Below are 20,351 nucleotides of genomic sequence, written 5' to 3' on the forward strand. Positions count from 1 at the left end.
CCCGTCCGCCGCTAACCATCAGAGAAGCAAGCTTCTCTTCAAGTCCGCTCGACTTGCATGTATTAGGCACGCCGCCAGCGTTCGTCCTGAGCCAGGATCAAACTCTCCATAAAAGTTATAGATAAGCTTGTTAGCTCATTACATTTTGTTGCTGTTCTGCGACTCTTTCAAGTCACAGGGCATTTCGCTCGTTGTTCAGTTTTCAAAGAACAAATTACTTCGTTTTCGTTACCGCCATGTCTCAGCGGCGACTTTTATAATATATCACAGTTTACTATGTCTTGGCAAGCTTTTTTTAAAACTTTTTTTTCGAAGTCTTTCAAAGCCCTTCTCGCTAGAACAAAAACTGTGTTGTATTTCGTACCGCCTCAGAAGCGGCAAGAAATAATATACCATGATTAACGAGTTAATTGCAAGTACTTTTTTAAAAAAGTTTTGAAGCCTTATGGCATTGCAAATCAGCCCGGAATGCTTTGTTCGCAAAAAAAAAGAAGACAGCCCTTTAGGATTGAACGGCGGTCTTCCACTCGGCCCAAACCACAGATGCTGGCTCTTGACCGGTTGGCTTTGTATAAGGGGAGCTAATGAGTTGAACAATATAATCCCCTTTCTTCTTCAATGCATATTCGTATTCAAATTTCCTGTCCCTCACTGGGATGCTATAGCTTTCTGCAAGTTCAAAGCTCTTTCCATTATATCGGCTTATATGGAGTTGCAGCACGGTCATGGCAGGAGCTGCAGTCGCTATCTCCCCCGAAACTCTCAGGCTATCCCCCGCATGCAGTGTTTTTGCCGGCTCAGCGGACGGGTGAAGAGAAAGATAATTTTGCCCCTCTTCAGTTAGACGCGGTTTGATTTCCATGGCGGGAATTACATTTCTCTCTATAGTAAAGAATACCCGTTCTCCGATCAAACCTAGCTCGTACGCATTCAGCCCTGCTTCCAATTCCAGCTCGAAACGGATTCTATTGTAGTATTTGTTCCCGCTCTTGACATCAATGTCCTTAATTTCACCAGCCAGGGCGATTGCAGTCCCCTCTGCTCCGGATTTTAAGAGTACGGGTTTAATAAGCTGTTTCTCATAGAGGATATCAATGTGCGCTGTGCTCTCATCCGTATGCAGCCTTGTTTCTCCAATCTCAATACGCTTATTGCTCCATTCCGCTGTTAGCTTCCCTTTATTGTAACGGACTTGAAATCCGATCGTCGAAAGCAGATCAATCGGCACATACATCCGTCCCTTTTGAATGAACGGTTCTTGACTTGCCTTCATTGTATTCAGCTTCGCACCATCAAGGTTATACAGCAGCTTGGTCCGGGCACGCACACCCAGGTCCTTCACTGACGTTTGCAGTGCTTGAACGGAAATAATATTGGCCTGCTGCTGCTCCGGCACCCAGTCTATTTGAGCCGCTCCCAGCTTCTCCAGCGTGCGGACAGGGAAATACACCATCTGATTGCGGATCAAAATAGGGTCACTGAACAGGGGCTTGCCATCAAATGTCGACTTGGCTTCATCTCTGCTCATCATAAGCTGATGTTGATCCACACGAACCACTGCGTAATCCGCAGCTGCCGGATGGCCAGACAGTTTGGATACTGCCGTGGAAGCATAAGCCGCCGGACTTATGAGGATTGCCGCCAGAAGCATAGATACCGTCAGCGTTGCTATTCGCATTATAATCACCTCCTGTTGCCCTAGACGGTTCGGACTGCAAATAAGTTTCGCTTATTACAAAAACGGAAAACATCACCAATCCAGCCGTAGCCCTAGGGGAGGATTTCGTTTCACATAAAAAGCAAACTAGATAGCGAAAATAAATCTGAGCTTATAAAATTAAAAAAACTGTCTCTCATCCATTAGGATAAAAGACAGCTCATTAAAGAAATGATATTAATCGTCTGCACGTTCTCTCATTAACGGGAACAGCAGAACGTCACGAATCGATGGCGCATTTGTCAGAAGCATTACGAGACGGTCCACACCAATACCGAGTCCGCCTGTTGGCGGCAGGCCGTATTCCAGGGCACGGATGAAATCATCATCCATCTCATGAGCCTCGTCATTGCCTTGCTCCTTCTCAAGGAGCTGTGCCTCAAAACGTTGACGCTGATCGATCGGATCATTCAGCTCGGTAAAGGCATTGGCATGCTCGCGCGCTACAACGAACAGCTCAAAACGGTCTGTAAATCTTGGATCTTCATCATTCTTCTTGGCGAGCGGAGAAATCGCTACAGGATGTCCGGTTACAAACGTAGGCTGAATAAGCGTCTCCTCGATAAATGTTTCGAAGAAGGCATTCAGAATATGGCCTGCGCTCATATGCGGCTCTACCTGAACTTTATGTTCCTTCGCCAAACGATGGGCATCCTCATCGCTAAGCTGTTCGGAGAAATCCACACCAGTCGCCTCTTTAACCAGATCCACCATAGAGACACGGCGCCAAGGCTTGCCGAGATCAACCTCGTAATCCTGATATTGAATCTTCGTTGTGCCCAGAACTTCTTGTGCAATATGGACGATCAGGTTCTCAGTCAGCTCCATAATATCCTTGTAATCCGCATAGGCTTCATACAGCTCAATCATCGTAAATTCCGGGTTGTGACGTGTCGAGATTCCCTCATTACGGTATACTCGTCCAATCTCGTACACCTTCTCCAGGCCGCCGACGATCAGACGTTTCAAGTGAAGCTCGATTGCAATACGCATATAAAGCTGCATATCGAGCGCATTGTGATGGGTAATGAACGGCCTTGCCGCTGCTCCTCCTGCAATCGCATGAAGGGTTGGCGTTTCAACCTCCAGATAGCCTTTGGAATCCAGATAGCGGCGCATCGATTGGATAATACGTGAACGGGTCACAAAGGTCTGCTGAACATCCGGATTCATAATCAGGTCCACATAGCGCTGACGGTAGCGCAGCTCTACATCCTTCAGGCCATGATATTTCTCAGGCAAAGGCAGCAGTGATTTGGTCAGCACTTCAAGCTCAAGTACCTTAATGGAAGTTTCCCCGGTCTTGGTTTTGAAGACTGTGCCCCGCACGCCAATAATGTCGCCCAAGTCAAGCATGCTGAACGCTTCATATTTTGCAGCGTCCAGTGCGTCCTGGCGTACATACACTTGAATCTTGCCGCTCAGGTCCTGAATATGGGCGAAGGAAGCTTTGCCCATGCCGCGTTTTTGCATAATACGTCCAGCCAGACTCACCTCAGGAGACTTCTCCTCCAGTTCCTCCTTGGACAATTCGCCGTAAGCATCCAGAACTTCTTTGGCTTGATGGGTGCGGACAAACCTTTTGCCGAACGGATCAATACCCAGACCGCGAAGCTGGTCCAGCTTGTCCCTCCGGATCTGCAAAAGCTCGCTAAGCTCCTGTGTGTCCTGCTCCTGAATCTCGTTACTCAATTGCTTCATCTCCTTATGTCCTGCATCCCTCGTTCATGATAGATACAAGTATGGTGCCTTTTAATTTTGAAAAAAAAGCTTCCCTGAGGAAGCTTGATTCGCCAAACTTATCCGACTGCGCCGCCGATGCCAATACAGCAACAAATGAACGCAGCATGCAATCTGATTATGCCCAATCAGCGGTTGGAATGCAACAATTACTTCTTAATATCCAGAATCTTATATTGAATAACGCCCGCAGGAACATTGACCTCTACAACTGCGCCCTTCTTCTTGCCCAAGATGGCTTTACCGACAGGGCTTTCGTTGGAAATCTTGTTCTGCAGCGGATCAGACTCTGCCGTACCGACAATGGCATAATCCATCGTATCTTTAAACTCAAGGTCTTCCACCGTAACAATCGAGCCGATGCTCACGGTATCTATATCAATCTCATCATTGTTAATGATGCGGGCGTTGCGAAGCATTTTCTCCAGCGTAATAATACGTCCTTCGATAAACGCCTGCTCATTCTTGGCATCCTCATACTCGGAGTTTTCACTAATATCGCCATAACCAATAGCAATTTTGATCCGCTCTGCCACTTCACGTCGCTTCACTGACTTAAGATTCTCCAGCTCTTCTTCCAGTTTCTTCAGTCCGTCTTGAGTCAAGATGATTTCCTTATCGCTCATCTCACCAATTCTCCTGTCGCGTGACATATTTTCATACCCGTATGTATGAATCACTAATCATTACTATATGTTGGCTGCATTAAGAGGTTAGTCAAAAAGTTCTGATCCCGGTTACGAAGCCTAATCAAAAAACCAAATATCTTCCATAAATGAAATGCATCAGGCAAAGCATGCGCTTACGAAAATAGGTTTGCAAAGAATCAAATACGTTATCGTACGGATATCCGCAAGGCGTATATGAGCTTCTGAAAACCAGACCTTTGAACAACACTTCACATCAGGTCAGAATTCTATTGCATGATTATATTGCAATTCGACCCCAAATGTCAATGACAGGGAAATGAGGCCGAAACAAGGGTTTAAAACCAGCGCTTTGCGTGCCGCAATACCTGGCGGCACGCAAAGTGACTAAAACTTAATGAACAGCCGCTCCCTGATCCTCAGCAGATTCTCCGGTCGCAGGCTGCTGCGCGGCCTCACCCAGCGAATCAATATATGCGCCCAAAATTTGAACCATATTGTCCCGGCTGCTCTCTTCCATAATGTTGTCTTTAATACGGGCAGCTCCCGGCAAGCCCTTCAAATACCAAGCCAGATGCTTGCGCATTTCTCTAACCGCGGTGGATTCACCCTTGAGGTTTACCAGACGGTCCATATGAACGATCGCAATTCTCATCTTCTCGGCAGGTGTCGGGTCTGGCAGCATTACGCCTTTTGTCAAATACTGAATGGTTCTATACAACATCCATGGGTTTCCGAGCGCTCCCCGGCCGATCATAACACCATCACAGCCCGTATGCTCCAGCAATCGCTTGGCATCCTCCGGAGAGAATACATCGCCATTTCCGATTACCGGAATGCCCACCGCCTCTTTGACTTCCTTAATAATATCCCAATTCGCTACTCCGGTATACAACTGCTCGCGTGTTCTGCCATGTACGCTGACAGCCTTTCCCCCGGCACGTTCTACGGCTTGAGCATTCTCAACAGCATATATATGCTCGCTATCCCAGCCGATGCGCATTTTCACCGTGACAGGTTTGTCGACAGCATCTACGACAGCAGATACCATCTCATAAATCTTGTTCGGATCAAGCAGCCAGCGGGCTCCGGCATCACACTTCGTGACCTTCGGTACCGGACAACCCATATTAATATCAATAATGTCCGCATTGGTCTGACGGTCTACGACTTTCGCAGCCTCGACAAGCGACTCCCGGTCGCCGCCAAAAATTTGCAGGCTAAGCGGTTTCTCGCGCTCATCAACATACAACATTTCCATTGTCCGCTTGTTGCCATGCAGGATTGCCTTATCGCTCACCATCTCTGCGCATACAAGGCCAGTGCCAAATTCCTTGGCAATAAGCCGGAATGCAGGGTTGCAGACACCCGCCATTGGAGCCAGCACTACATTATTTTTCATTTCGATATCGCCGATTTTCAGCATGCTACACCATGCTCCTTTATTACGTACTTCTACTCGGATTTCTGTTCGCCTGTCAATTCCTCATAGCTGACTTCAAGTGACTGGGCTATCTTCTCAAGAAGCTTTGCTTCCGGCTTCCTGGTCCCCCGCTCCAATGATCCAAGCACCGCAACCGAAATGTTAAGGCGCTCTGCTAATCCCTGCTGTGTATGGCCCTTCAGCTTGCGAAACGCTCTCAGACGCTGGGCCAGTTGGTGATGTTCCATAAAGAAATGCCTTCCTTTCGTTCCCTTTGCACACGGTCCACTCCCGCAGCCACTTCCTGGCGAAGCTTGCTTTCAGCTTCGTAACCGGACATGCAGTCATTAAGCGGAACAAGAACAAAACCGCGCTCCATCATGCGGGGATGGGGAAGCATCAACTCCTCGGTATCCATTGTCTCACCTTCATAATGAAGAAGATCCAGATCAATAGTCCGCGGTCCCCAACGCTCCAGCCGCACTCTGCCGAGTTCCTTCTCAATCTCTTGCATCACATGCAGCAGATCAAGAGGAGCCAGAAAGGTCTCTATCCGTGCAGCCATATTTAAAAATGCCGGCTGCTCCGTAAATCCAACCGGGTCAGTCTCATACATAGCCGATGCCTTCCGAATCGTAATTCCCGGATGGCGATCCAGCTGTTGCAGAGCCTGAAGCAATAATTCATCCCGGTTCCCCATATTAGAGCCCAGCGCAATAAAAGCAGCCTTGGGCTGATTGTCTATAGCCAGCCGCCCGTTATTCCCATGCGGCAACGATCTTTCCATATTCATCCCGCTTTCTGCGAAGCTCCACGACAAGACCGTCAAAGTATATCTCAAACGGCGGATTCGGTTTTGTAACCCGAACCGCAACTTCGTTTATAATAGTATAAGTGTCCAGGACCTTCGTTGCAATGTCATTCGCTAAAGCCTCAACCAGCCTAAACGGCGGCCCTTCCACAATTTTCTTCGTGAGCGCATGCAGCTCTGCATAATTAACCGTCGCCTCCAGATCATCAGTCCGGGCAGCCTTTCTCAGGTCCATATCAAGTTCCAATTCGACGATCCATTTCTGGCCCAGCTTGTTTTCTTCTGAAAATACCCCATGATATCCGTAAAACTGCATCCCTTTGAGTGTCATCTTATCCATGTTTACACCTCTCGATCCGTCTTTGCGGCATTATGGTATACAATTGCATCCGTCATTCGTACACTACGGGCAATGCTTGCAACATCATGTACCCGGACAACCTGGCAGCCCTGGGCAATGCCGAGCGTGACCGTAGCCGCGGTCCCTTCCACGACATCAGCAGCAGGCAAATTCAGTACGTTGCGAATGAATAACTTGCGGGAGGTACCGAGCAAAACCGGATACCCCATTGCCACCAGCGAATCCAGAGCACCCATCAGCTCCAAATTATGATTTTGGGTTTTGGCAAAGCCGATGCCCGGATCAAGCCAGATGTTATGGGAACGGACTCCTGCCCGTATTGCAAGTTCAATGCTCTTTTGCAAGTCACTAATGACCTCATTTACCAGATTATTGTACACCGTTCCAGATCGATTATGGCTCAGGATCGCCGGACAATCGTATGCTGCCGCTACAGCCGCCATATCCGGATCACCCTGCAAGGACCAGACGTCATTAATGATGTCTGCGCCTGCGTCCAAGGCCCGGCGCGCGGTCTCTGCTTTATAGGTATCAATGGAGATGACTACCTCTGGAAATTCTCTGCGCACAGCCTCAATTACCGGAATTACACGGCGCAGCTCTTCCTCCAGAGACACAGACTGGCTTCCGGGGCGTGTAGATTCGCCGCCAATATCAATTATATCCGCCCCTTCAGCTATCAGCTTGCGGGCATGCTCGACCGCCTTGGCCGGTTCTATATATTGTCCGCCATCTGAGAAGGAATCCGGCGTTGTATTCAAAATCCCCATAATGAGCGTGCGGTCCCCGAGCTTCAGCCGGCTGCCGCTACGCAATGTATAAGATCGCTGCCAAACTCGTTTATACATGTCTTTCCGCCTTCCTGCCATAAGCCTCCTGACGGTATGCAGTGAGCAGCTGCTGCGTCAGCCTGCCGCTTTCTCCTCCGCCAATAATTGAAGTTGTACCTTTCGTATCTGCGAGTCTTGTTACCGGGACCAGCTCTTGAATGGAGTTAGTGAGCCATACTTCCTCCGCTTGCAGCAGATCCGGCCATCGGTACAGTCCCTCCTCCATGGGAATGCCCAGTGAGGAAGCCACCTCCAGCACTTTCCTTCTTGTTATACCCGGCAAAATACCGGTTTGAACCGCGGGAGTGAACAGCTTTCCATCACGGACAAAAAACAAATTGCTCACAATACCCTCAGCCAGATAACCCTCCCGCGTACACATGAGTCCCTCTGTACCCGTTGGTGCATCTGTAGCGGACAACTCCCGCTTTGCAAGGATATTATTCATATAGTGGAGGGACTTGTACCGGGTCTCGCCCTCTGGCGTATTGCGTGGTGTCCGCAGAAGCCGCAGCTCCTTGCCCGTCCGGTCAAGCTGTGGCGAATGTGCAGGAAGCGGCTTAACCAGCAGCAGTACATTCGGCCGTGTATAGTCTCCTACAGGCAAGCCAAGCTCTCCCTCGCCGGCGCTCACTGTCAGGCGTACATAGGCTTCCTCCAGCCCGTTTGCATCCATCAGTCCCCGCAGCCAGTTCCTCAATTGCTCCCCATCCGGTTTATACCGGATACCAAGCTCAATACACGCACACTTCAGCCGTTCCAGATGCCGCTCCAGCAGGAATGGCTGCCCGCCCCCGTAGGTACGGAACGTCTCGAATAAGCCTAGTCCATACAAAAAGCCGTGATCATATACCGAGATCACGGCCTCCTGCGCATCCAAAATGGTGCCGTTTAATCCAACCTTCATCGCACCGCTCCGGCCTTAAGCTTCAAAAAATTGCGCAGCAGAGTCAGACCATGCTCCGTAATAATCGATTCCGGATGGAACTGAACCCCTTCAATTAAATATTCTTTATGCCGCAGGCCCATAATTTCGCCTTCCGCTGTCTCGGCGCTAATTTCCAGGCAATCCGGCAGTGTCTCACGCTTTACAATCAAGGAGTGATATCTCGTAGCCGTGTAAGGAGACGGAATGCCCTCAAAGATCGTACGGCCATCATGCAAAATCGGCGACGTCTTGCCATGCATAAGCTGCTCTGCACGTATGACGTCCCCGCCAAAAGCTTGTCCGATTGCCTGATGTCCCAGACACACGCCAAGAATCGGAATCTGCCCTTTGAACCGGTCAATCAACGCCAGGCTCACCCCAGCTTCATTAGGTGTACATGGACCTGGAGAGATCAGAATATGGTCCGGTGCCAATTCAGCGATACCGTCCAGATCAATCTCATCATTGCGCTTGACGACGATATCCTCTCCAAGCTCACCCAAATACTGTACCAGGTTGTACGTAAATGAGTCGTAATTGTCAATTACCAGAATCATGGAAGACTCCCCCTATACTTGAATTGCTTGTCCGTGAAATTTCTCACTGTATTGAATCGCCTTCCATAGAGCCTTGGCTTTGTTGAGCGATTCATAATATTCACGCTCGGGGTCGGAATCAATCACGATGCCCGCTCCTGCCTGAATGTGTATCTGTCCGTCCTTGACCGCCATCGTGCGGATAATAATATTAAATTCCATATCCCCGTTATAGTCAATCCAGCCCATCGAGCCTGTATACGGGCCGCGTCTGGCAGGCTCCACTTCCTCGATAATTTCCATCGTCCGAATCTTCGGAGCCCCTGTTATCGTACCGCCCGGAAATTTGGCTGCAATCACATCAAAAGCATCCTTGCCAGCTTTCAGTTCCCCCTCGACCTGGGAGACCAGATGCATGACATGGGAATACTGCTCGATAACCATCAGCTCTTTTACCCGGACCGTACCGAACTCCGATATTCTGCCCAGATCGTTGCGGTCAAGGTCTACCAGCATAATATGCTCCGCACGCTCCTTCTCGTTGTTAAGAAGCTCCTCAGCGAGCACTTGATCCTCCCCGGCCGTCCGACCGCGGCGGCGTGTTCCCGCTATCGGTCTTGCGACCAGTCTGCCCGCTCTGGATTCTACCAGCAGCTCGGGGGAAGCGGACACCAGTTGAAAATCAGGAGTACGCAAAAATCCCATGTAAGGAGAAGGGTTGAATAATCTTAGCCATTCGTACAGCTCCTCAGGGGACAAATCGCTCTCCAGGCTCTGACGCAGCGACAAATTGACCTGGAATACATCTCCCTGGGAAATGTACCTCTGAATCGTACGAACCGCATCCATGAAGCCTTCTTTGGAAAAAGGCGAGGTTCTGCCCGGAATTGACTCCACATCGATATGAAAATTCTGATCCTCTGCAATCAGCTCCAACTGGCGTTCCCGCTTCCGTACAGCATCCGGGCTGTTGTCCACTTCCGTCAGCTTTCGCCAGATAGCTGCCATTTCTTCCGCGTGATGCAGCGCTCGGTCATAAGTATCCCTCAGGGATTCGTCAGACCCGCCATTGGTTACAGCCGAATGAACTGCGCAATAGATTTCTTTGGTCTGATGATCGATAATCCAAAGCTCATTAAGCCGCATGAATACATAATCCGGCCAACCCAGATCATCAGCAGCAAGCTCTGGCAGCCGCTCGATATAGCGGGCTACATCATAGCTCCATAAGCCTGCACAGCCGCCAACCCACTTGGGCCCTTCCGCAAGCCGCGGCGCACGAAAAGGCTGCATCCATGCCCGGACGACCTCCAGAGGGTTCCCGTTCAGTTTCTGTTTCTCACCGGAACCCAGATTTAACAGTTCTGCACTTTCTCCTTTACCGGTTACAACCTCCGACGGCCGCAAGCCAACATAGGTATATCGGCCATCCTTGCCGCTCTCCATTATGATGGCATAAGGATTGGCAATGCTCCACGCCTTCGTCCAGCTATCGACCTTATCACGGCTTAATTCCAAAGGTTGTTTGTAAAGCAGGGGCAATATCGTATGATTCTCTGCCTGCCATTGCTTCCATTGCTCATAAGAAGTACATATCATTTCCGGTCCCCCTGCATTAACGGTTCCACTTAGTATAATGAAAGCCTGCCCAAAAAGGCAAGCCTTTAATGGCCGGCCTAACCTTTGGAACACTTTATAGCTACAGAGGGCATTCGGAGATAAATTCAGAAAGGACTGTCCTTGGCGATTACTCGCAAAAGACAGTCCTTGTATAATGCAATCAATTAGTTCTCAAAATTGAACAGCGGTGTGCTCAGGTAGCGTTCCCCGTTGCTTGGTACAACCGCGATAACGCGTTTGCCTTTACCAAGCTCCTTCGCAACCTTCAATGCTGCATAGATAGCAGCACCGGAAGAAATTCCACATAGAATACCTTCTTCTTTAGCTGCACGACGCGCATATTCAAAAGCTTCCTCGTTTTCTACGGTGATGACTTCATCGTAGATTTCACGATTCAGGATGTCCGGTACGAAGTTGGCACCGATGCCTTGAATTTTATGAGGACCTGGCTTGCCCCCGGACAAAATCGGAGAAGCAGAAGGCTCAACTGCTACGATTTTGATATTCGGGAAGTTGTTCTTCAGCACTTCCCCTGCACCGGAGATCGTTCCGCCTGTACCGATACCAGCAACAAAAGCATCCAGCTTGCCGTCGAGAGAGTTGATCGCTTCGACGATTTCAGGACCTGTCGTTTCACGGTGAATTTTGACGTTAGCCGGATTTCTGAATTGCTCCGCCATGAAGTAGCCCGGATTTTCTTCCTTGATCTCATCGGCTTTGCGAACCGCACCGTTCATGCCCTCCGCCCCCGGAGTCAGGACAAGCTCTGCTCCGTAGGCACGAAGCAGGTTGCGACGCTCAATACTCATCGTTTCAGGCATAACAAGAATCGCTTTGTATCCTTTGGCAGCAGCCACAAGCGCAAGTCCAATACCTGTGTTGCCGCTCGTTGCTTCAATAATGGTATCGCCTGGTTTCAGTAGGCCCTCTTGCTCAGCAACCTCAATCATGCTGATCGCAATACGGTCTTTTACGCTGGCACCCGGATTTTGATACTCCAGCTTCACATAAATCTCTGCATAGTCTTCTGGAACAAGACGGTTCAAACGAACAAGAGGTGTATCGCCAATCAGATCAGTAACATTTTGTACAATTCTAGCCATGATTAAAGGCCTCCTCATTTCCGACTAATTCAGTAGGTTTTTATCTGCTTTAATATTAACAATCGTCGATAGGAATTGTCAATAGTGAACTTTAGCTTTGGTATACAGTAGCGCCATATTTATGCAATAACAATGATTCTACTTCGGATAAAGGCGTCGATACAGACAAGGCGATCTGCCGGCGGACACGCTCCATTTGCCGCTCATGGTCGAGCTCCGTCTCTTCTTGACGCTCCTGGAGCTGAATGACTGCAAAGCCCTGGCTTACGGCAATCGGTCCGGTCACTGCACCTACTTGCAATGAACTGGCAGCTTTAAGCACCTTTTCTTCTATAAAAGGATCATGGGCTTCTACCAATCCCATATCTCCGCCACTTGAAGAAGTAAATTCATCCTCGGAATACTGCCGTGCCAAATCAGAGAAGGCTTCGCCCTCCTCCAGCTTGTTCAACACAAGCTTGGCAAGATGCTCCGAGCCCGTCACAATCCAGGCAATCCGGATATGTACTTGCGGTCCAAACTCCTGCGGATGTAGACGGATATAATTCTGAATATCCTGGTCGGAGACATCTGTCTGTCTGGTCGCGATCTTCTCCAGCAACAACTGGTATTTAATATCCGTCAGCACTTCCTGCTTGGACAAACCCAGTTGATTTTTCATAGCTGTATAAAATTCGGACTCGCTCCCATAGCCATTCATCCTGTCCTTTAGCTCTTCCCTTATTTCTCCCTCAGTCGCGGCAAGCCCGTAAGCATCCGTCTCAAGGTCAATAGCCTGACGCAGCATTAATTTGTTCAGCATATCTTCCCCGTAATTTTGAACAAGCGCTTGATGTAATTCCTTAACGGTGATCACCTTTTTGCCGACCACAGCCGCAATCTCGCTGTCATCCACGGCCTCGCTGCCGCCATGGTCGGGCTTAACTGGCGTATCATCCGGCTTATCGCCTACAGGTACTACTTTTACGACGACGACTACAGTCAGAACAATCATACAAATAGCCTGGAGTGCGATCAATCCTTTCCATAGATTTTGCTTGTTCATTCGCCTGATCCTCTCTTACTGGATCGGATCAGGCTTTGCTTGATCAAGCAAAATCTGAAGATCATTACGGTCAAACGTATATACTTCGTTACAGAAGTGACAAATAACCTCTGCTTTTTCATCCTCTTCAATCAGCTGCTTCAGTTCCTTCTCACCCATGCTGAGCAAAGTAGACTCAATGCGTTCTTTGGAACACTTGCAGGCGAACTTGACCGGCAGCGTCTCCATAATCTGAAGATCATCACCCACTGCAAAGCGCAGAAGCTCCTCCGGCGTCTCTCCTTGTTCAAACAAGGAGGTCACTGGCGGCATCATTGACAATCTCCGCTCCAGCAGTGTAATCTCCTCATCAGTCAGGCCCGGCAGCAACTGGACAATAAATCCGCCAGCCTGCATAACCGAACCATCCGTATTAACCAGCACACCAAGGCCGACTGCTGATGGAGTCTGCTCCGAAGTAGCAAAGTAATAGGTGAAATCCTCTGCAAGTTCTCCAGAAATAATCGGTATGCTGCCACGGTAAGGATCACGCAGACCGAGATCTTTAATAATATGGAGGTAACCTGTGCGCCCTACTGCCCCTGCAACATCAAGTTTGCCTTGCGAATTGCTGGCCAGATGCACATCCGGATGATCCACATAGCCACGCACTTCACCGTCGGCATTGGCATCAATTACGATCTGGCCTAACGGCCCATCGCCTTTAACCTGAATGGTCAGTTTCTCCTTGCCTTTCAGCATGGCTCCCATCATCGCTCCGGCAGCAGCAGTTCTGCCAAGAGCCGCGGTAGCCGTAGGGAGTGTATTGTGGCGTCTTCTCAACTCTTCAGTCAACTGCGTGCTGCGCACCGCGAACACGCGAACCTTGCCGCCCAAGGCTGTTCCGCGCACAAGGTAGTCTTTTTCACTGCTCACTATAAACCCTCCCTTTCATTATCAATTGTATATATGTTACGTTCAGTTATCCTGATTCCGCTCGTACACCAGGCGCATCCCTTCAAGCGTCAGCAGCGGATCTACGACACGGATCGTCTCCGACTCGCTCGCGATCAGCTCCGCCAAGCCGCCTGTGGCGACCACATATGGCGTAACTTTGAATTCACGTTCAATTCTTCTTACAATGGCGTCCACCTGGCCCGCATATCCGAAAATGATCCCGGCCTGCATGGAAGTGACCGGATTGCGTCCAATCACGCTCTTCGGCTTTACAAGCTCAATGCGTGGCAGCTTGGCTGCACGCTGGTACAGGGCCTCAGTAGAAATGCCAATGCCCGGCAAAATCGCTCCGCCCAAGTAATCACCGGACTCGTCAATATAGTCAAAGGTTGTAGCCGTACCAAAATCCACAACAATGAGCGGCTTGCCATACTTCTCAATTCCCGCCACCGCATTGACGATCCGGTCAGCACCTACCTCACGGGGATTCTCGTAGCGGATATTCAGGCCCGTCTTCACGCCCGGACCTACGACAACCGGAGATTTCTTGAGATAGTTTACGCATAATTGCTCCAAAGTTCTCATGAGTGGCGGAACAACGGAGGAAATAATGACTCCTTCTACTTTGTGAATATCAAGACCGGCGAAGTGGAACAAATTCAAGATTATCATTCCATATTCGTCCACAGTATTTGAACGGTTCGTACTCAGCCGCCAGTGATGCAGCAGTTCCTTGCCACGGTATACGCCCAATACGATATTTGTATTGCCTACGTCAATGGCCAGAATCAAGAAGCATCGCCTCCCTTTTTGCCTCCCAGATCAAGACTGATATCAAGGGAATGGAAGGAATACGTCAGCGCACCTACGGAAATCACATCCACGCCGCAAGCTGCAATGCTGTGCACTGTATTCAGGTTCACACCGCCAGATGCCTCGATGATAATATGGGGAGCACGCTCGCGAATGAACTTCACTGCCTCTGTCATTTTTTCATTCGTCATGTTATCCAGCATAATAATATCAGCGCCGGCATTCAGCGCTTCCTCCACCTGAGCAATCGATTCTGCTTCCACCTCAATTTTCATCGTGTGCGGAATGCGCGCGCGCGAAGCTTCCACAGCCTGGCGGATGCCGCCAGCACCCTTGATATGATTATCCTTGATCATCACCGCATCATACAAGCCGAACCGGTGGTTTGAACCGCCGCCTACCCGCACCGCATACTTCTCCAGCATCCGGTGCCCCGGTGTCGTTTTTCTCGTATCCACAAGCCTTGCCGGCAGACTGCCAATCGCAGCCTTGTACTGGCTTGTCCTGGTCGCAATGCCTGACAGCCGCTGCAGCAGATTAAGCGCCAGACGCTCGCCTGTCAGCAGGCTGTGCGTGCTTCCTTCTATTTCAGCCAGAATGGTCCCTTTGGTCACAGCGCTGCCTTCGGCAGCAACGCGGCGGAACTTCAGACCAGGATCTACAATTTCAAATACAAGCTCGGCAACAGGAAGTCCGGCCAAGATTCCATCCTCTTTGACATGAATGACGGCTGTGGACTGGTGTCCCGCAGGGATAGTCGTCTCGGTCGTAACGTCGCCCGCTCCCACATCCTCAGCCAACCAGCTCCGAATCTGCTCCCGCAGCGCTTGATTATAGGTTCCCAGCTCGTGCATCTTGTATCCGCTCCTCTGTTAAGCCGTATTCACGGTGTAGAACTGTATGCTTGCGCCACTGCAAGTCATCACGCTCAGGGAAGTCCTCCCGGTAATGCGCTCCGCGGCTCTCCTCCCGTGCTAGCGCAGCTTCGGTTGTCAGCAATGCGCAGGTCAGAAGGTTGGCAAACTCATATTCCTCCCGTTTGGTGAGTACCGTCTGAAAAATCGGAAGCTGACGCTTCAGCTCTTCCAGCCCTTTAATTAATCCGCTGCCGTCTCTTCTCAGCCCCGCATAGCGGACCATAACTTTCTGCAGCTTTAGTCTTTTCTCTACGAAGGCCTGAATAGAGGACGCGCTTCTCCATGATTCTTCAGAAACCGGATTTCTATCAAATGCAGGCATTTGGAGAGGTTCCAGATTATTAATCTGCTTGACAATGCGCCGTCCGAACACGATTGCCTCCGACAACGAGTTGCTCGCCAGCCGGTTCGCCCCGTGAACGCCAGTAGAGGATACTTCTCCACAGGCAAATAGCCGCTTCACATTCGTCTCCCCGTTCAAATCGGTCTTGACGCCACCCATCATATAATGTGCAGCAGGCGCAACCGGAATCCAGTCGGTCGTCAAATCAAGTCCGTAGTTCAGGCAGAATTCATATATTGTCGGGAAACGGTGCTTGACCATATCCGGAGATTCATGCGTAATATCCAGATAGACAAAGGTCGATTTGGTTGCTTCAATCTCGCTTACAATCGCCCTTGCTACAACATCTCTCGGGGCAAGCTCTAGCTGCTCATGATATTTCTCCATGAAGCGCTCGCCTCTAATATTCCGCAGCACCGCACCTTCTCCGCGAACAGCCTCGGAAATAAGGAATCGCGGAGCACCAGGGTAACAGAGCGAAGTCGGATGGAATTGAATGAATTCCATATCCTGAATATATGCCCCAGCCCGAAATGCCATGGCAACCCCGTCTCCTGTCGCCACATCCGGATTGGTCGTATACCGGTACAGTTGTCCGGTTCCGCCGGAGCACAATACTGTTGCTTTGCCGCGCACAAACAGCTTTTGGCCGTCCGGCTTTTGAACGAGTACCCCGCAGCATTCTCCGTCGATCGTAATCAGGTCAATGACAAAATGGTCGTCCCATACTTCGATGTTGGGATGCGCATTTGCTTTCTCCGACAAAGCCCGCACGATCTCATAGCCTGTCGCATCCCCATTAGCATGCAGAATTCTTCGCTGGCTGTGGGCGCCTTCCTTCGTCAGCGCAAATTCGCCATTCTCCTGGTCGAACTGCGTGCCCATGCGTATCAGATCATGAACACCTTTTGGCCCTTCATGAACAAGGGCCTCAACCGCTTCATCAACACACAGTCCTGCACCAGCAACAAGGGTATCCTGCCGATGGTACAGCGGCGAGTCATCCTCGGAAATAACCGCAGCGATTCCACCCTGGGCATACCGCGTATTGCTGTCCATCAGCGATTTTTTCGTTAACATAAGTACGTTACTATTTTCACTAGCTTTGATAGCGGTAAAAAGACCGGCAATGCCGGCCCCGATTACAATGACATCTTTATCCACTACCGGAAGCTGATCCAAGGAAAAATCCACTAAATATCTTGGAATCAATTCGCTCTCCTCCTACAAGGAAGTAGCGCATGCTACTTCACTTGCAGCATGCGCTCCAGAGATAATCTCGCTTTGTCTGCAACTTGAGGCGGAACATAAATTTGCGGCTGCATCGTTTCCAGGCATTTCACAAGTTTCTTCAAGTTGTTGACCTTCATGTTCGGGCATACCAAATATTTGGTTGCAAAATGGAAGGTCTTATCCGGACTATCCTTGCGAAGCTGGAAGCCTGTTCCGTCCTCTGTGCCGACAATAAATTCCTTGTTCGGAGATTCTTTGCAATATTTAAGGATCGCTGTTGTACTGCCTACAAAATCGCCAAGCTCCACAACTTCAGGTCGGCATTCCGGGTGAACGACAAACTCCGCATTCGGGTATTTGGCCTTCATCTCCACGACATCCTTCACAGTCAGCATATCATGTGTATTGCAGTAGCCTTCCCAAATAATCATCTTCTTGTCTGTCTTCTGTTGTACATAATGGCCCAGGTTCTTGTCCGGAACCCAGATTACTTCGTCGCCTTCTACAGAGTTCACAACCTGGACGGCATTTGCTGAAGTACAGCAAATATCGGTCTCTGCCTTAATCTCTGCAGATGAGTTAATATAGGTTACAACGGTTGCATTCGGATGCTTCGCTTTCAGCTGACGAAGTCCTTCTACATTGACCATGTCGGCCATCGGACAACCGGCACGCTCATCCGGAATAATAACAGTTTTGTTCGGAGCCAAAATCTTCGCGCTCTCTCCCATAAAGTGCACACCGCAAAAAACGATCGTATCCGCATCCGTTTGTGCGGCTTTCTGAGCAAGCAGGAAGGAATCACCACGAAAATCGGCAACCTCTTGAATTTCATCTCTTTGATAATAGTGAGCAAGAATAATTGCGTTACGTTCTTTCTTCAATTCCATCAGACGCTCGCGAAGCTCACGATTTTGCTGCTCTTTGCGTTCTAATGCCAATGCTTCCACGGCAGACCCTCTCCTTGTATGTCATCAGGCAGCGCTTAACCAGCGCTCTCCCTAGTGTTGCCAAAGCTAAATAAATTGATGAAGTTACAACTAATTTACACAACAGAGACTACGGTGTCAACAAGCGTAAAGGCGCTTTAGCGCAGTTTATCAAGGCTAGAACTTCTGAATGGTAAGGCTATGTTGTTTTATTAGCCAAATCTTATGTAAGGTTAGCAACTTTCAGACCTGTACGGGACGATGCAAATATAAGAATAACTTTAGTTGTCCGTTATACATTCTTATATTAAAAAAGCAGCCCCTTCTGTCAGGAAGGGACTGCTTTAGTAGAAGCTTATGACTTGTTGTTTTCGCCGTCGTTATCCTCTGGCTTCGATTCCGGAATATCGCCTTTGACTGGTTCTTCATCGCCTTTGCGAGGCTGAATGCGAACCGTAACGTCGCCGATTGTATCAATCGTCGGATCTGCATGGGTCTCTTCCGGCGTGCTGCCTTCGGAGCCTTGGCCTTCTCCGCCAAGCGAACCGGTCTCGATCAGGCGCTTGATTTGTTCCATCTCCAGAGTCTCCTCCTTGAGGAGTGTCTCGGCAATGAGGTGAACTTCTTTGCTCTTCTCGCTCAGAAGCTCCTTGGCCCGAGTATAGCAGTTATTGATCAGCGTCTGCATCTCTTGGTCAATCTCATACGCTATCGCATCGGAGTAATTCTGCTCATGGCCAATATCGCGGCCCAGGAATACTTGCCCTTGCGAGCTGCCGAACTGCATTGGTCCAAGCTTATCGCTCATACCATACTCCATAATCATGCTGCGGACAATGCCCGTCGCCTGTTTAAAGTCGGAGTAAGCGCCTGTTCCGATTTCGCCAATGAACAGCTCCTCGGCCACACGGCCCCCGAGCAATCCGGTAACCTTGTCAAGAAGCTCCTGCTTGGTAACAAGCATACGGTCTTCCTTCGGCATCATGATGACGTATCCGCCAGCACGTCCCCGAGGAATAATCGTAACCTTGTGAACCATATCAGCATGCTCCAGGAAGAATCCAACGATGGTATGTCCTGCTTCGTGATAAGCAACAATCCGCTTCTCGCGGTCACTGATCACGCGGCTTTTCTTCTCTGTACCTACGATAACGCGGTCAATGGCTTCGTCCATCTCACGCATTGCAATATCTTTCTTGTTGCGGCGTGCTGCCAGGAGAGCCGCTTCGTTCAGGAGGTTCTCAAGGTCTGCACCTGTGAAGCCTGTAGTACGCTTCGCAATAATATCCAGCTTGACATCATTGGCCAGCGGCTTGTTGCGGGCATGGACTTTAAGCACCGCTTCGCGGCCTTTCACATCCGGACGGTCAACTGTAATTTGACGGTCGAAGCGTCCCGGGCGGAGAAGCGCCGGATCGAGAATGTCCGGACGGTTCGTAGCAGCGACGATAATAATACCTTCGTTAGCGCCAAATCCATCCATCTCAACAAGCAATTGGTTAAGCGTCTGCTCGCGCTCGTCATGGCCACCGCCAAGACCTGCGCCACGCTGACGGCCTACTGCATCAATCTCATCGATAAAGATAATACAAGGTGCATTCTTTTTCGCATTTTCAAACAAGTCACGGACACGGGACGCACCGACACCGACGAACATTTCCACGAAGTCAGAACCGGAAATGCTGAAGAACGGCACGCCGGCCTCACCGGCAACAGCTCTCGCAAGCAAGGTTTTACCTGTACCTGGAGGTCCGTTAAGCAGTACCCCTTTCGGAATACGTGCTCCAACAGCTGCAAATTTGCGCGGATCTTTGAGGAAGTCTACGACCTCTACAAGCTCCTGCTTCTCTTCATCTGCCCCTGCAACGTCTTCGAAAGTAACCCGTTTCTTCTCTTCATTATACAAGCGGGCACGGCTCTTGCCGAAATTCATAACCTTGCCTCCGCCGCCCTGCGCTTGGTTAATCAGGAAGAAGAACAGGATGAAAATAATCACAAACGGAACAATGGACGTAAGAAACGTCAGCCAGAAACTTTGGCCTTCCATCGGATCAAACTTGTACTCTACCCCATTACTAATGGCCAAATCATTAATTTCCTTGAGCGCAAACTCTTCCACGTTAATGCGTGAATAGAACTGTTCGGAACTTGCATCAGCAGGCTTCGTACGGAATTGGCCTTTCGCATAATACGTGTATTTGTCGAACTTCAATGTCAGTTTTTGAACATTGTTATCTACCATCTGTTTCCGAAACTGGTCATATCTCAGTTCGACTGCGGTATCTCCAGAACTGCTGATTGCCTGGACAATACCCACGGCCACCAAAAAGATGATCAAATAAAACCCCGTGTTACGGATGATCCGATTCATCCCTTACCTCCTCTCAAGACGCTTTAAGTATTTTACCATAGCATGACA

At 49.6% G+C, this 20,351-nt stretch carries 19 protein-coding genes and 1 rRNA gene; all 20 read right to left on the reverse strand.

The genetic code is table 11. The features are described from left to right. A 16S ribosomal RNA gene (locus H583_RS0112050) occupies nt 1-113 on the reverse strand; the annotation flags it as partial. A 389-nt stretch (nt 114-502) separates the two neighbouring features. Further along, the gene (locus H583_RS0112055) at nt 503-1,678 is read right to left on the reverse strand and encodes a stalk domain-containing protein (RefSeq protein ID WP_028560688.1); all 1,176 of its coding nucleotides are present in this window, start codon (nt 1,676-1,678) and stop codon (nt 503-505) included. A 216-nt stretch (nt 1,679-1,894) separates the two neighbouring features. Then, a complete protein-coding gene (lysS, locus tag H583_RS0112060) occupies nt 1,895-3,409 on the reverse strand; it encodes a lysine--tRNA ligase (RefSeq protein ID WP_028560689.1) in 1,515 nt (504 codons plus the stop codon). Nucleotides 3,410-3,606: 197 nt separating this feature from the next. Then, nucleotides 3,607-4,083, reverse strand: a complete 477-nt coding sequence (greA, locus tag H583_RS0112065) for a transcription elongation factor GreA (RefSeq protein WP_028560690.1) — start codon at nt 4,081-4,083, stop codon at nt 3,607-3,609. A 415-nt stretch (nt 4,084-4,498) separates the two neighbouring features. Beyond that, complete coding sequence (dusB, locus tag H583_RS0112070; RefSeq protein WP_028560691.1) at nt 4,499-5,530, reverse strand: tRNA dihydrouridine synthase DusB; 1,032 nt, start codon at nt 5,528-5,530, stop codon at nt 4,499-4,501. 29 nt (nt 5,531-5,559) lie between these two features. Continuing rightward, entirely contained in the window at nt 5,560-5,775 is a 216-nt protein-coding gene (locus H583_RS0112075; protein ID WP_028560692.1) for a helix-turn-helix domain-containing protein, read from the reverse strand. Then, on the reverse strand, nt 5,745-6,314 hold the full coding sequence (gene folK / locus H583_RS0112080) for a 2-amino-4-hydroxy-6-hydroxymethyldihydropteridine diphosphokinase (RefSeq protein ID WP_051236362.1): 570 nt from the start codon (nt 6,312-6,314) through the stop codon (nt 5,745-5,747). The genes H583_RS0112075 and folK overlap by 31 nt, the downstream gene beginning before the upstream one ends. Continuing rightward, nucleotides 6,286-6,678 (reverse strand): dihydroneopterin aldolase, encoded by a 393-nt coding sequence (folB, locus tag H583_RS0112085; protein ID WP_028560694.1) that lies wholly within the window; start codon nt 6,676-6,678, stop codon nt 6,286-6,288. The genes folK and folB overlap by 29 nt, the downstream gene beginning before the upstream one ends. A 2-nt stretch (nt 6,679-6,680) precedes the next feature. Continuing rightward, nucleotides 6,681-7,547, reverse strand: coding sequence for a dihydropteroate synthase (folP, locus tag H583_RS0112090; protein ID WP_028560695.1), 867 nt, complete (start codon nt 7,545-7,547; stop codon nt 6,681-6,683). Next, nucleotides 7,540-8,436, reverse strand: coding sequence for an aminodeoxychorismate lyase (gene pabC / locus H583_RS0112095; RefSeq protein ID WP_028560696.1), 897 nt, complete (start codon nt 8,434-8,436; stop codon nt 7,540-7,542). The genes folP and pabC overlap by 8 nt, the downstream gene beginning before the upstream one ends. Beyond that, the gene (gene pabA, locus H583_RS0112100) at nt 8,433-9,014 is read right to left on the reverse strand and encodes an aminodeoxychorismate/anthranilate synthase component II (RefSeq protein WP_028560697.1); all 582 of its coding nucleotides are present in this window, start codon (nt 9,012-9,014) and stop codon (nt 8,433-8,435) included. Before pabA ends, pabC begins: the two co-directional genes overlap by 4 nt. Nucleotides 9,015-9,026: 12 nt before the next feature. Next, complete coding sequence (locus tag H583_RS0112105) at nt 9,027-10,592, reverse strand: anthranilate synthase component I family protein (protein ID WP_028560698.1); 1,566 nt, start codon at nt 10,590-10,592, stop codon at nt 9,027-9,029. A 185-nt stretch (nt 10,593-10,777) separates the two neighbouring features. After that, nucleotides 10,778-11,716 carry a cysteine synthase A gene (cysK, locus tag H583_RS0112110; protein WP_028560699.1) on the reverse strand — a complete coding sequence of 313 codons (939 nt, stop codon included), beginning with the start codon at nt 11,714-11,716 and terminating at the stop codon, nt 10,778-10,780. A gap of 91 nt (nt 11,717-11,807) precedes the next feature. Then, complete coding sequence (locus H583_RS0112115) at nt 11,808-12,761, reverse strand: peptidylprolyl isomerase (protein ID WP_028560700.1); 954 nt, start codon at nt 12,759-12,761, stop codon at nt 11,808-11,810. Between the two features lie 15 nt (nt 12,762-12,776). Beyond that, on the reverse strand, nt 12,777-13,676 hold the full coding sequence (gene hslO / locus H583_RS0112120; RefSeq protein ID WP_028560701.1) for an Hsp33 family molecular chaperone HslO: 900 nt from the start codon (nt 13,674-13,676) through the stop codon (nt 12,777-12,779). A gap of 42 nt (nt 13,677-13,718) precedes the next feature. Next, nucleotides 13,719-14,489, reverse strand: a complete 771-nt coding sequence (locus H583_RS0112125; protein WP_028560702.1) for a type III pantothenate kinase — start codon at nt 14,487-14,489, stop codon at nt 13,719-13,721. Beyond that, nucleotides 14,486-15,364: a carboxylating nicotinate-nucleotide diphosphorylase gene (gene nadC, locus H583_RS0112130; protein ID WP_028560703.1), complete on the reverse strand. Its 879-nt coding sequence runs from the start codon at nt 15,362-15,364 to the stop codon at nt 14,486-14,488. The genes H583_RS0112125 and nadC overlap by 4 nt, the downstream gene beginning before the upstream one ends. Beyond that, nucleotides 15,342-16,982 (reverse strand): L-aspartate oxidase, encoded by a 1,641-nt coding sequence (gene nadB / locus H583_RS0112135; RefSeq protein ID WP_028560704.1) that lies wholly within the window; start codon nt 16,980-16,982, stop codon nt 15,342-15,344. The genes nadC and nadB overlap by 23 nt, the downstream gene beginning before the upstream one ends. Before the next feature lie 32 nt (nt 16,983-17,014). Beyond that, the gene (nadA, locus tag H583_RS0112140; RefSeq protein ID WP_028560705.1) at nt 17,015-17,953 is read right to left on the reverse strand and encodes a quinolinate synthase NadA; all 939 of its coding nucleotides are present in this window, start codon (nt 17,951-17,953) and stop codon (nt 17,015-17,017) included. Nucleotides 17,954-18,287: 334 nt separating this feature from the next. Further along, entirely contained in the window at nt 18,288-20,303 is a 2,016-nt protein-coding gene (gene ftsH, locus H583_RS0112145; RefSeq protein ID WP_028560706.1) for an ATP-dependent zinc metalloprotease FtsH, read from the reverse strand. Nucleotides 20,304-20,351: the final 48 nt, after the last annotated feature.

The sequence above is a fragment of the Paenibacillus pinihumi DSM 23905 = JCM 16419 genome (assembly GCF_000422505.1).
GTDB classification, from domain to species: Bacteria; Bacillota; Bacilli; order Paenibacillales; family Paenibacillaceae; genus Paenibacillus_D; species Paenibacillus_D pinihumi.